This window comes from Sphingomonas sp. ACRSK, assembly GCF_022346685.1.
Lineage (GTDB): Bacteria > Pseudomonadota > Alphaproteobacteria > Sphingomonadales > Sphingomonadaceae > Sphingomonas > Sphingomonas molluscorum.
The window spans coordinates 91,518-104,497 of the sequence record NZ_JAKRNR010000013.1 but is presented as its reverse complement, the minus strand read 5'-3'; the positions used below and the strand labels follow the sequence as shown (position 1 = coordinate 104,497).

Annotated in this window: 7 protein-coding genes; 2 read left to right on the top strand and 5 right to left on the bottom strand. The window is 69.7% G+C overall.

Annotation, left to right across the window (positions count from 1 at the left end; all coding sequences use genetic code 11):
- Nucleotides 1–184 precede the first annotated feature (184 nt).
- Nucleotides 185–1,315, top strand: coding sequence for a DUF4236 domain-containing protein (locus MHZ35_RS09205; protein WP_239435332.1), 1,131 nt, complete (start codon nt 185–187; stop codon nt 1,313–1,315).
- Nucleotides 1,316–1,335: 20 nt separating this feature from the next.
- Here MHZ35_RS09205 and MHZ35_RS09200 read toward each other — a convergent pair whose 3' ends face one another.
- Nucleotides 1,336–1,920 (bottom strand): hypothetical protein, encoded by a 585-nt coding sequence (locus tag MHZ35_RS09200; RefSeq protein WP_239435331.1) that lies wholly within the window; start codon nt 1,918–1,920, stop codon nt 1,336–1,338.
- A gap of 162 nt (nt 1,921–2,082) precedes the next feature.
- Here MHZ35_RS09200 and MHZ35_RS18190 point away from each other — a divergent pair, with 162 nt between their 5' ends.
- A complete protein-coding gene (locus MHZ35_RS18190; protein WP_446741039.1) occupies nt 2,083–2,661 on the top strand; it encodes a thermonuclease family protein in 579 nt (192 codons plus the stop codon).
- 3 nt (nt 2,662–2,664) lie between these two features.
- Here the strand turns inward: MHZ35_RS18190 and MHZ35_RS09195 are convergent, their stop codons facing one another.
- The 4 genes from MHZ35_RS09195 to MHZ35_RS18145 are packed head-to-tail and all read right to left on the bottom strand — an operon-like array spanning nt 2,665 to nt 12,702.
- Nucleotides 2,665–3,981, bottom strand: coding sequence for a hypothetical protein (locus MHZ35_RS09195; RefSeq protein WP_239435330.1), 1,317 nt, complete (start codon nt 3,979–3,981; stop codon nt 2,665–2,667).
- Nucleotides 3,978–10,253, bottom strand: a complete 6,276-nt coding sequence (locus tag MHZ35_RS09190) for an AAA domain-containing protein (RefSeq protein ID WP_239435329.1) — start codon at nt 10,251–10,253, stop codon at nt 3,978–3,980. The genes MHZ35_RS09195 and MHZ35_RS09190 overlap by 4 nt, the downstream gene beginning before the upstream one ends.
- Complete coding sequence (locus MHZ35_RS09185; protein ID WP_239435328.1) at nt 10,250–10,894, bottom strand: 4Fe-4S cluster-binding domain-containing protein; 645 nt, start codon at nt 10,892–10,894, stop codon at nt 10,250–10,252. The genes MHZ35_RS09190 and MHZ35_RS09185 overlap by 4 nt, the downstream gene beginning before the upstream one ends.
- The gene (locus MHZ35_RS18145; protein ID WP_239435327.1) at nt 10,891–12,702 is read right to left on the bottom strand and encodes an AAA family ATPase; all 1,812 of its coding nucleotides are present in this window, start codon (nt 12,700–12,702) and stop codon (nt 10,891–10,893) included. Before MHZ35_RS18145 ends, MHZ35_RS09185 begins: the two co-directional genes overlap by 4 nt.
- Nucleotides 12,703–12,980: the final 278 nt, after the last annotated feature.

Sequence of the window (12,980 nt, the reverse complement as noted above, 5' to 3'; positions counted from 1 at the left end):
CAGACCATCGAACATCGGCGCTTGCAGCACCGCAAGTTCGCCGCCTAACATCAACCCCTGACGAGGTCCGCACTCCGCTAATCTACGCCGCGAGTTGTGCCGAATGTTCTGACGACGGACACGCCAACTCTTCCCCGTAGCAGGTTTGGATATATAGTGCTTCCGTATAGGGGGGATAGACGACATGGGGCTGCGGTTCAGGCAATCGTTTGAGGTGTTTCCGGGCGTTCGGCTCAACCTGTCCGGTAGCGGAATCACTGCCAGCTTCGGCGTAAATGGTGCGACGGTGAATGTCGGGGCTCATGGCGTCCGCAGCACGATCGGCATCCCCGGCTCCGGTCTATCTTTTACCGCGAATCACTTCACCGGTTCGCCGACACCACACGCGGCCACGCCGCCACCGGGGTACGCTCCGTCCTATGCCCCCGTGCAGCCGATGCGGGAGATCAACAGCGCGTCGGTTGAACAGCTTACCAGCCACAGCTTGGTCGAACTGCGGGACCTGATCGCCAAGGCACGGTCGCAGCGGATAGAAGTCGATCAAGATTTGGTGGAGGCGCACGCCACGTATCAGTCCGAGTCGGCCGAACTGGAGCGGCGACAGCGGAGTTGGTTTCGGTGGTTCATGAAGCGGCGGATTGCCGAGCTCGAGAGCTCTGTGCCGGAAACGGCAAGCGAGGTTCAGCGGCTCACAGAGTGGCAGGGCCTCACGCACATTGATGTGAGCTTCGAAACGAGCGACGCTGCGCAGCGTGCGTATGGTGCGTTGGTCCGCACCTTCGAAGCGCTGCGGCAAAGCACGGCGATCTGGGATATCACCTCTGATCGGGACACCGATCAGGTGCGCGAGCGATCCGCAGCTACCCGAACGCTGGATCGAAAGCCTGTTAAAATCGATTTCTCATCGTCCGACTTGGTGCGGTTTGCCGGTCACGCGATCCGGTTCGGCAACATCAATGGAGAGGACATTCTGATCTATCCGGGCGTCGTGATCATGCCGCGCGCAGACGGCGCGTTCGCCCTGATTGAGCTTCGGGAGGTGGATCTTCAATATCACGCCGTGCGCTTCATTGAGGATGAGGCGGTGCCACCCGACGCGACGGTCGTGGGGCAGACATGGGCGAAGGTGAACAAAAACGGCTCGCGCGACCTACGCTTCCGCGACAACTACCAAATCCCGATAGTCCAATATGGACGGTTGCTGTTCACGAGCCCCGGAGGCGTCCAAGAGGAATATCAGTTTTCCGACTCTAACGCGGCAGGTGAGTTTGCCCGCGCCTTTGACGCTTACAAGGTGGCGCTGAACGCGCGGTGATCGGCCCCGCGCCATCCTCATCAACCGTCGTCGCTCCCGAGACCGTCGACGACGGCGATGACACGTCCATCCAGGAAAATCGTGTCGACGCCTTCGAAAGAGAACGGGAGCCGGCCGAGAGCGCTGTGCTGCTCGAGTGCGGCGACCAAGGCGTCCGGGTCACGCTCCACGACCTTGCGCGCCACAGCGGTTCGCGCGTTCCGCGACGCGACCGCCTCCGCGGCACGCGCGTGCAGATCGTCGTCGCGCCTCCTCGCGGCATCAATGTCGTCCGCGAGCCGAGCCATCACCTTCTCGCCGCGCCGAAGGATCTTGTCGAGAAGCCCCGGCACGTAGCCGTCGAGCCTCGCCCGCGCAGCCAGCTGCTCGTCGTCGCGCCGGGCCGGATAGGGCTCGTCGGGCGCCGTCGCCGCGGTGAGCCAATCACGCTTGCCGCATGTGATCCGGTGACCACCGGTGAGCGCCTCGACCATCTCGTCATATTCCGCGACCGCCTGCGCGGACGCGTTTAGCATCGCGGCGCGGTTCAACGCGTTCTGCCTCGCTATGCGCTGGCGCTCGGCCTGCTTCGCCGCGCGGTCCATCGCGCGCATGGTGCGCACCATGCCCCGTGCGAACTGCCGCGATGTGACCATCTTCCCCCCCTTGGACTTCCGTCCCCCTTCCTACACTTATAGGGAACTGGCCTATCCCGGCCAGAGGGGGCGCCGTGGTCTTGGATTTCTTTCGCCCTGGCCGCTCAAGTCGCCTTCAGCGGACCGGCGGTAGTGGTGGACGGCGACACGCGGCACGTCGGCGGCGAGCGCGTGCGGCTCTTCGGAGTGGATGCGCCCGAGTTGTCGCAGATGTGCGGCGCCGAGGCGCCAAAGGTGGCATGCGGACAGCTCGCGGCGCGGTGGCTCAGGTCACGGGTTCAGGGTCGCCTCCTGCGGTGCACTCGCGTTGACACGGATAGATACGGACGGTTGGTCGCCCGATGCAACGTGGAGGGTTCGGACGTCGGCCGATCAATCGCCGAGGCCGGCTGCGCGACCGCCTACCGGAAATACTCGCTCGACTACGTGGGCGCGGAGCAGCTCGCCCGCGCGGCGCGGCGGGGCATCTGGGCACTCGGCTTCCAACCTCCCGACGGATACCGACGGGCTCGGCGGGAGGCCTTGGCACTCCACTCGGCTCACGATACCCGATGCGCCGTAAAGGGCAACCTGAACTCCAGGGGGTCGCGGATCTACCACCTGCCGGGCTCCCGGAACTATGCCGCAGTCCTTATCAGCCCCCTCAAGGGCGAGAGGTCGTTCTGCAGCGCCATCGAGGCCGCGGCCGCCGGATGGCGACCTGCACGCTGATGGTCAGCGGAGCGTCCGCTCCCTGAGTGCCGGCGCTTCCGCCGCAGTGCCGCTGGCGACGGAGCGTTCGACCGCGATCCTTTTCAGCGGGGTCGCTCCGACCGGCAGCGCGCGTTCGATGACCAGGCCGCCGCCCGCCGCAGCCAGCGCGTCCTGCAGCGTCGAGACGTTGCCGCACCAGATCGTCTCGGCGTCGCGATCGCGAGCAGGATCCGGGCCGACGCCTCCCGCCTCGAACGCCACGGGCCGCATCTGCATGCGCTCCGCCCCGGCGACCGCGCTGACCTCGACCCCGTAGTCCGGCCGAGCGGCGCTCCGAAGGACGAGGCGTCCCTCATCCGCGAGCGAGGTCGACATGCCTTCGGCCACCTCGTAGCCGAGCCCCGCCAGGCCTTCGAGCACGGCCGCCCGACGCGCGGCGGCAGCCCGCCCGAGCCGCAGGCTCTTGATCGCCGCACGCGTCGACGCGATCTCGGCCTCAAGCGCGGACGCGCCCATCGCGTCCGATGGCCCATCCGAAGGCGTGCCTCCGGCGGCGGCCAGTTCCGCGCGCGCAAGGACGAGATCGGTGCGGAGCGATGCGCGCTTGCGCGCATCGGTGAGGCTGCGACCCGTCTCCACTTCGAGCCCGTCGATGAGCAGGTTACGGCGGGACGGCGCCGCGTCTGCCGCCTCGTCGAGCCGCGCACGGTGGCCGCTCGTGTCGAAGCCGTCCAACGCGTAGAGCTCGTCGAGCCTCGCGGCGATCCTCTCGACCGCGGGGTCGCCAGGCGTCCGAGGCTGGGCGGCAAGCCAATCCGCGAGGGTCGCCGACGGGGCGCCCTCCCTGAGGCTGGAAGCGAGACCGGAGGCAGCGCCCGGCCTGGCGGAAGCGTCCGCGAGGATCTCGAAGCCCTTCGCGAGCGCCTCGGCGTCGCCCCGCTCCAGCGCAGCCACGAGCCCAGGGTCCAGCGGAGAGCCGACCTCCCGCAAACGCCGCAGGAGGGTCGCCGCCGCCTCGCGGCCGCGCCGCTCCCTCGACCGGGCGGCGGCCTGCTCGGCGGCGACGGCGGCGAGCCTGCGCTGCATGTCCGCGCGCAGGAACTCCTCCTCGACCGGCGCCTGCTTCTGCAGGTCCATGAAGCGGTCGGATGCGATCAGCGCGGCCAATGCGTCCCGGCGGCGGTTCGCGGTCGCCAGCGCCTCGTCGTCGATGCAGTCGTTCCTCCGGCCGATCCGGGTCCACTCGGCGAGCGCGGCGTCGACCCGGGCCAGCTGGCCATGGCAGATCGCCAGGATCTCCTCGCGCGTCACGATGCGCACGACCTTCGGTCCGCTCACGCCAGAACCCCCATCGCCGAGATGACCGCCCTGCGGAGTCGCTCGCGCTCCAGCTCGGGCTCGTGGAACCAGCGGTGCGAGGACACGCGGTGGATCGACGGGATCGAGCGCCGGAGCACGTCCGGCCGCCACATCTCGCGGGCACGCGCGCTCTCGAGCAGAGGATGTCTAGGCGCGTCGCACTCGATGCCGATCCCGTAGAGGCCGGTGCGCGGATCCTCGATCGCGAAATCGAGGCCGAACGCGCCGTCGTCGCCCACCGACGCGGGTTCCCAGCCGAGCGAGCGGATCTCGTCGGCCACCGCCGCCTCGAGCCCGTCATCGCCTGCGTCACGCCCGCGCTGGCGGCGCTGCTCGGGCGTCAGGCGCGAGAGCAACGCCTCGGCGGCGTCCAGGTCGCCGTCGGACAGCGCACGCGCATACTCGAAATACGCCTGGAGGAAGTCGCGCGGGCTGGCCGCCTGCCGCCGTGTCGAGAGCAGGTCGGAAATTAGCGGGATCGGCATCGAGGTGACGAGGACGACCTTCTGACGGGCACGCGTGACGGCGACGTTGAGCCGCCGCTCCCCACCGGTCTGCCCCAATACTCCGAAGGAGCGCCGGAACGTCCCCTGTGCATTACGCCCGAAGGTGGAGGAGAAGACGATCACGTCGCGCTCGTCGCCCTGCACGTTCTCGACGTTCTTGACGAAGAGCCCCATGTCCTCGCCACCCTCGACGCGCTCGCGCTCGCGGGTGAGCGCCGTGCGGAATGCCGCGTCGTGTTCCGCACGCTCCTCGAGCACCTCCTCGATCAGGTCCGCCTGCTTCCGGTTGAACGTGACCACGCCGATCGTCGGCGGGGTGGCTCCGGCCTGCGCCCAGATGTCCCGCAGGACGTCTGCGACGCGCTCAGCCTCCTCCGGATTGGTCTGGTCGACGTAGGTCCCGTCCACGCGGATCATCTCGACCGGCCGCTTACGCCGGATCTCGTCGGCCGGGTGCCGCGCCGGGACGCTGAGCCGGTTCACGTAGAAGGAGGCATTCGAGAACTGGATCAGCTCGCGGTAGGCGGAGCGATAGTGGATCTGCAGGGTCGTCGACGGCAGAACCGTCTTGGCCAGTTGCAGGAGGTCGGGGCAGTCCTTGATCTCGCGGCGGTTCCAGGTCTCCTCGACGGCCTCTCGCTGATCCTCGGGCACGTCCTCCTCGGCCGCCTGCCCTTCGAAGACCTCGGCCTCGTCGCTCTCCACCCGGCTGGAGAAGAAGGCGGTCGGCGGCATCTGCTTCTCGTCGCCGCTCACGACCATAGCGCCGCTGCGGTAGAGCGTCGGCAGCGCATACTCGACGGGCATCTGCGAAGCCTCGTCGAAGATGACGGTGTCGAAAAGGGCCTTCCGGAGCGGGAGCAGGCGGCTCGCGACGTCCGGGTTGACCAGCCAGACGGGTCGCAGCCGCATCAGTCCGAGGTCGGCGCCCTTCTCCACGAACTCGCGGAGCCGGCGCGCGCGGACGCCGCGGAGCCTGGTGATGTCCTCCCATTCCCGCAGCGGCCGGAGGCGGCTCGCATCCAGTCCGTCGACCAGCAGCCGGCGGTTGAGGCCACGCATCTCCCTGTCGGCCGTCTTCAGCGAGGCGGCCTTGGCGTCGAGCTCGTCGGCCTCAAGCATGAGGGTCGGATCGGCAGCCTCCATGCGCGCCTTCCACGCCAGCCGCGCCTCCACGCCCATGATGCGGCGAACCGTCGGCTCGAGCTCGGCGCGCGGGAGATCCTCCAGCTTGTCACGGATCCTCGCCAGCTGGGCGAAGACGGCCATCGCCTCCTCGCCAAGCTGCGGCACCCTCGCGCGGAAGCGCTGGTATGCGGCGGTGGCGGGAAGCTCCTCGAGGACCGGTTCAACTGCGGCGCTACCAGGCGCATTCGCCCCGATGGCCGCTTGCCGCGACTCGATCCACTCGTCCTGCATCCAGGGCCGCACGCGCTCCAGGGCCGCCCGCGAGACGACGCGGGCGGCATGCCGCGCGAGACTCTGGTCTATGCCCTCGATCAGATCCTCGACCGCGCCGCGGGTGGCCGTCCGCGCCATCGCGGTGGCCGTGCGCGGCTCGGGATAGGCCTCGATCCGCGCGACGAGCGCCTCCGCCGCGGCGAGCTCCTTCCCGAGCGCGCGGGTGTGCATCAGGAGTTCGGGAACTCGCAGCGGTGCCAGCTGACCAGACGGCTCGCCGACCTCGGACGTCACCGCGATCAGCCGTGAGCGGAGCGGCCGAAGGATGGTCTCCCGATGAAGCGCCGCTCCCAGTGCGGACCGGTCCGTCAGCCCTTCGCGCTTCATCAGGCCGCGACGCCGCCAAGCCGCCCCCCAGCGCCCGGGCGACAGCCTCTCGAGCAGCGTCGGCCGCCGCAGGAGGCGGTCGGAGACGATTAGCCATTCCGCCAGCTCCGCGTCGTCCATCGCCCGCGCCACCTCCACCGCGTCGGCCGGCGCGTCGTCTGTCGGGACGGAGAGCAGCGCGCGCTCGAGTTCACCGATCTCGGATTGCGCCATCGTGGTCCCGGGGTCGCGGTTCGCCGCGCCGGCGAACCGATCCAGCCAGCGCGCGAGGCGCTCCCGCTTTCCGTCGTCGAGGTCGAGCAGCGTCCTGCCATTCGTCGTGGACCACGCGCGATACGGTTCGGGATCGTCGATCGCGAGCGCGTCCGGCGTCCGCTCCAGGATCTCCTCGCGCGCCATTTCAGCCAAGTGGAAGGCGCGCATGTCCTCCCCGAACGTCTCGACGCTGCCGTCATCCGTGCCGAAGGGCTTCGTGTCGGCGAGCGGGCTGGCCTCGTATCGCGCGGGGAGCCAAAGCCGCGCCGTCGGCGCGCAGACCTCCTGGAGCACGGCAAGCCTGCCGGGATCAAGTGGAGCCAGCGTGTGACGGAGGGAAGGAAGCGCGGGCGTCCTGCCCTCGCGGGCGAGGCCGATCAGGTCACCCAGCACGAGCCGGTATGAGAGGCCCGTCTGATCGTCCACCGCGTGCAGGGCACGATGCTGACCATCCAGGTCGCGCTCCAGCGCCTCGATGCGCGCCGCGGTCTGCTCGCGCTGCTGCCGCCATCCGGTCGCGCCACCGGGTCGCTGGAAGATCTCCTCGAGTTGTTCCCGGACGGCCCTGATGACGGCCTCCCGGTCCTTGTTCACGTCGTTGACCATGATGATGCGGTTGCCGAGCCCGGCTGCCTCGAGCCGCTTGTGCACGACCTCAAGCGCGGCCTGCTTCTGGCAGACCACGAGCAGGCTCCGGCCGGTGCCGATCGCGTCCGCCACCATGTTCACGATCGTTTGGCTCTTGCCCGTGCCAGGCGGCCCCTCGACGAGGAGGCCGCGTCCCGCCCGCGCCTCGAGCACGGCGGCCTCCTGCGAAGGATCGCTGTCGGCCGTGAAGTAGCGCTCCCGCTCGGGCGCCCCGGGCACCTCGGCACGGCGGATCTCCTCACCCACCCTGAACGCCGTCTCGAGGCTGCTCCCGGCCGGCGGCATGGCCTTCAGCTGACGGAGGTCCTCCATGACGGCCTGACCCATGAAGCCCAGGTGGAACAGCGCCGCGGAGCAGTGGACCCGGTCCTCGCCCGCAGCCACGCGCAGGTCCTTCGACGGCAGCGGGACGAGCGTCCGTCCCGCCACCTCGGCCAGCTCCGCGAACGCCTCCACCACCTCGGCGGCGGTCGCCGACGAACGGCCGAGGACCTCGTCCGCGACCTCCCGCCAGCGCCGCGCGGCGTCGACACCGAGCAGCGTCTCGAAGGCCGGATTCAGGCGGACCTCCTCGCGGTCGCGGTCGAACGTGAGGGTCACCCGGCCGCGTGATCCGGTCTCCGGATGCAGCTTCACCGGCCACAGCAGGACCGGCGCGATGCGGGGCCGCGTCGAGCGGTTTGCCTCCTGGATCACCAGAAACGGGAAGCCGAGATAGAGCCCGTCGATACCCGTGTCCCGGCGATACAGCGTCGCGTGCCCGTGCAGAGTGCGGAGACGTCGCTCGACACGAGGATCCTCGGCGAACGCGTGCGGGTCCACGTCGATCGCCTGTTCGTTGCGCAGAAGCACATGGTCCAGAAGGGACGCGGCGGTGCGTCTCGGGCTGTCGAGCTCGACGAGGTCGACGCGCGCGGTCGTCTTCCCGACGATGAGCCGCGTCAGCGGCCCCCGCATGATGGCGCCTGTGATCCGCCGCGCGTAGAAGTCGAGGAGCGTCGCGACGTAGGCCTGACGCGGAGGCTGCCGCCATTCGTCGGCGGGCACCGCCAGCAGGGCGAGCGCCCTTGCGAGAGGCAGGCGGCGTTCGAGCCGGAACTGGTCGCCCCATTCGTCGATGCGGTCGCGGCCGCACCTCGCGAAACCCTCCAGTCGCGCCTCGATCTCGGCGTGCAGCTCCCGCCTCGATGTCGCGGTTCGGGTGAGCGCCGCCTCCCGGTCGAACTCGGCGACGCCGGCCCGGCGGGCAGCCTCCTCAGCCTCGTCGACGATCGCGTCAGCCGCCCGAAACTGCGTGGCCGCGGCGCTCAGTAGGAGGATGAGGTCCTCCTCCTCGGTGACTCGCCGCTCTACCAGGGCCAGCAATCCAGAGTGATCGGTGTCGGGCAGGATGCGTCGCCGCTCATCCCACACCGCTGCCAGCCGGCTCTTCGAGGTCGACAGCGACGTGACCCGCAGCTGCGCCTCGTCGAGCTCCACGTCGAGCTGGCGCGCGCGTTCCCGCACGCGCGCCTCGCGCCGCTTGAGGCGCGCGAGCCAGACCTCGTCGTCGTCACGCTCCAGCCGGTCCGGGACGGGCCCGGTTACGAGCGCATAGCCTTCCTCCGGATGATCGAGCAGCCAGCCGGGCGTCACGATCTCGCCGCGCACGACCAAGGGCATCGAAGGGTTCAGCGCCTTCAGCGCGAGCGCGAGACGCATGTCCTCGGAAACGCCCTCGAGCGCCGCGATCGTGCGCACCTCGGTCCGCAGGCCGGCGTGCTCGCCGGCCTCCTCGAGCCAGGTCGCGACCTCGCCGCCCAGCAGCATCGAACGGGCCTCGTCCCATGAAGCGGCCTCGGCGGCGGCGAGGGCGAAGCGCTCCGGGCTCGCGTGCCTCGCCCCGGCGAGCCGGATCGAGCGAGCCCCGTCGGAACCGCCAAGCTGCCGAACCGTCGGCGGCGCTTCGGGTATATCTCCCGACAGCCAGCGCTGGACCTCGTCCCATTGCCAACGCGTATGCCGATCGAGCGAGAGCAGACCTCGCAGCAGCGCATCGACGGAGGGTGCAAGTCCTCTCGGGATAGGCGCGCCGTTGGTCAGGACGGTGATCAGGAACGTCTGGTCGTCGGCACCGGCGAAGCACTCGCCGCGGGTGACCTGCTCGAGGATGAGCATCCCGAGGCTCCACCAGTCGCTGGCGGCCGCCACGCCCCCAGCGACCGCCTCCGGGGCGGTGTAGCGGGTGATCTCCAGGGGCGAGACGACGTCCAGGTCGTATTCGGACAGACGGGCGGAGCCAAAGCCGCTCAGCACGAGGTCCAGCGGCTCGCGCTGCCGGACCATGATCGCGCCGGGCCTCAGGTCGCGGTGGCGCAGTCCGCATTCGCCGAGGGCGGCGAGCGCGCCGCCGACCTCGCGCAGGATGCTCGACATGGTGGCGTGGTCGTCGGCCAGCACGCCGAGGTCCGCGAACGTGCCGCCGCGCAGGTCCTCGGATACCTCGTAGGCCCGCTCCTCCCAGCGCCCCGTCTCATAGATCTCGGGCACGTGGTCGCGGTCCAGCGCGCGGAGCGCGTCGTAGACCTCGGTGTCCGGCTCGCTCCCGTTCGCGTAGAGCGTGAGCACGGCCTCGCGACCGTCCTCGCCGTGGACGACCTCATAGCGCTCACGCACCTGGCTGGTGGTCGGCAGTTGCCTGATGAGCCGCCAGCCTGCGACGATCGTCTCCGTGACGCCCTCGGTGGCCGGTCCGGCGCCGGGCTCGGGGTGGGCCGCATCCGCGTCCGACCCTTCCGCGGAGACACCGGGTGCCGCGGGGTCGAACGAGGCCGCGACGTCACCGCCGCACTCGGCGCACATGATGTCGCCAGGGCCCACCGCATGGCCGTTGACGCATACCTGGGCGGAAGGCGCGACGGGTGCGGCCGAACCTGGCTGCTCGGGGCGCCAGCCTTTCGGCCGGAGCGGCTGGGAGGAGAGCGGCCAGTCGCACGGTGAGCCGTCGACCTCGCCTTCGCAGAAGGTCTCGCTCGGCGACCGTTCGGTCTGGCAGTTGGGGCAGAACCTGATCACGGATGAGCTCCCACCATGTCGGACGTGACGGACGCATGCCCCGCCGACGCCAGCACCCGTCGCAGCCGGGCCATCTCGCCCCGTGCGGGGATGCCGGCCAGCCAGGCGTGACCCTGCTCGTCGAACGCGACGTCCAGTCGGCGGTCGGAGGCCACGGCCGGGCGGTCGTAGGACCGCATCGTGGCCCCCTCCGGGGTCAACACGTGGATCAGCTGGTTGTCGCTGCCCCGCAAGGCGAGGGTCTGCGGCAGGTCGGAACGGAACGGCCCGGTGACGAGGGCATCAATCAGACCCGGGTTGCCCGACAACCAGCCCTCCACGTCGCTGAGCTCGCGGCCGGTGAAGACGAGCGTCGGGGCGCCGGATACCGACCGCCAATGCGCGAGCGCGGCCGCCAACGCGTCAGACTGATCGAACGGCTCTCCTCCCGACACGGTCAGTCCGTCTGCGCCCTCGGCGAGCGCGGTCAAGCGCTCGAGGAGCTCGGCAAGAGGCACGGTGCCGACCCCCGACTCCCACGTGTCGACGGATATGCAGCCGGGGCAGCGGATGGAGCATCCCTGCAACCACAACCCGACGCGCCGCCCAGGTCCGAGCGTCGTGACGGGGAAGTGCAGCCTGGAGACGGATATGCTCGTCACGCGTCCTCCAGGACCAGCGTCGTGATCGCGCCGGTCTCGACCCGGCGCACGACCGTCGGCGCATCGCCCTCGCGGTCGAACAGCGTGCGGGCGAGTGGGTTGATCAGGTGCGCCTCGATCTGGTTGCGGATGCCGCGGCCGCCGTTCGAGAGGTCGGCGGTGCACATGTGCCGGAGCGAGTCCCAGGCCTCGGACGACAGCGTCACCCTGTATCCGGACGCCTCGGCGTCGGCGAGCACGGAACGCACCATCGACGCGAAGATCTCCTCCGCCACCGCCGGGCGGATGAAGTCGAACACGATCACGTTCTCGCCGAAGCGGTTGAGGATCTCGGGGCGGTTCAGGACCAGCTTGAAGTGGTTCCCGATCCCCGCGCGGACGCGCGAGCGCACCTCCTCGAACGGCTGGTCCGGCGTCACGTTGGGGCGGCGACTGCCGTCGGCGGCGGTGGAGTAGATGCCGAGGTTCGAGGTGAAGACGATCAGGGCCTCGGAAAAGTAGACCCTGTCGCCACGTCCCGACGTCAGGACCCCGTCGTCGAGGATCTGCAGGAACTTGTCGAGGATGCGCGGATGCGCCTTCTCGATCTCGTCGAACAGGACGACCGAGAAGGGGCGCTCCCGCACGGCGTTGGTGAGTTCGCCGCCCGCGTCGTAGCCGACGTAGCCGGGAGGTGCGCCGATGAGCCGCTGATCGGCGTGCTCCGCGCTGAACTCGGACATGTCGAAGCGGATGTATGCGCTTTCGTCGCCGAACAGCAGTTCCGTGACCGTCTTCGCGAGCTCCGTCTTGCCGACCCCGGTCGGTCCGGCAAGGAAGGCGATGCCGCGCGGGCGGCCGCCGCGGCGACCGCCGCCGATGCCCGTGGCCGCCCGCTTCACGATGTCCAGCATGTGCACGACGGCGTGGTCCTGACCGACGACGCGGCGCTTGATGATGTGGGCGCCGTCCCGGATCCGACCCCGCTTGATCTTGCGCCACGCGTCCTCCGTGACACCGACCTTATAGCGGCGGACGGCCTCCGCGACGTCCTGCACCCCGACACCCTCGGTCCGCGCAAGCTGCGCGACCGCGCTTAGGTCGACCAGGAGCATCCCCTCGGTGGCGTCGACCAGGTCGGCGACGGCGGCCTCTACGACCTCCTGACCGGCCGCGCGGGCACCGGGCATGCCCCTCACCAGCGAAGGTGCGACCGCTCCCCGAGCCGCGCGGTCGGGCGGCGCGACAGGGATGTGTCGCAACCGGGGATTGTCTATGGTCAGCCAGTCCGGGAGATCGCCCTCGCGCTCGGCGATCCAGACCACGCAGTTGTAACGCGGCGCGCGGTCCGGTCCCGCCGGACGCGGCTCTGCTGACTGGCTGAGCACCAATGCACGGGTGAAGAGTGCCTGCTCCTGAGGCGTGAGGGCGTCGTTGCGGACGACGAGCCGGGAAGCGAAGTCGGCGACGAGTGCGACCGGCGGACCATCCAGCCCGACGAGGCTCTCGAGCGTCGTCCCGAACAGGTCGGGTCCAGCCGAGGCCCTGCCGTTCGAGGGCGTGAGGCCAAGCCTGGTCAGGACCCCATCGGCGTCGCCTTGCGATCCGTCCGGTCTCGGCAGCACCGTGAAACCGGCGATGGGATCGTAGCGCACGACATCGGCGTAGCCGGCTTCGCTCAGCGTGGCGGCGAGCACGTCCGAAAGGCTAGCCGCCACCGCCGTGCCGCCGACGTCCCGGATCTGCAGGTCGCGGACGTTGCCTGTCAGCACGAACTGGCTCTTGAGGGGCAGAAAACGCGTCAGGTCGCGGACCCAGCGCGGCCGCACGTCTTCGTCTACCAAGTCCTTTCCCCCCCGGCTGCGGACGATTCCTTTCCCGCAGGCTCGTCGAGCCACAGACTATCGGCTCGACCGCTTATTTCAATCCACACAGCGACTTGTTGCCCAGAATGAATCTGTCCTGCAGTCTGGCGTTGGGATCGTCGGGGGAATCGCGGTCCGGGGAGGAGGTAGATTTTCAGGAAACCGGTTAGGATCGACAGGGCGTCGGGGCGCCGGCCACAGGCTCCGGGCCGCGCACCTCCGCGTCCGGCGACCCCGGCCAC

Coding starts and splice junctions, on each gene's coding strand:
- MHZ35_RS09205 (WP_239435332.1), top strand. CDS start 185: ATGGGGCTGCGGTTCAGGCAATCGTTTGAGGTGTTTCCGGGCGTTCGG.
- MHZ35_RS09200 (WP_239435331.1), bottom strand. CDS start 1,920: ATGGTGCGCACCATGCGCGCGATGGACCGCGCGGCGAAGCAGGCCGAG.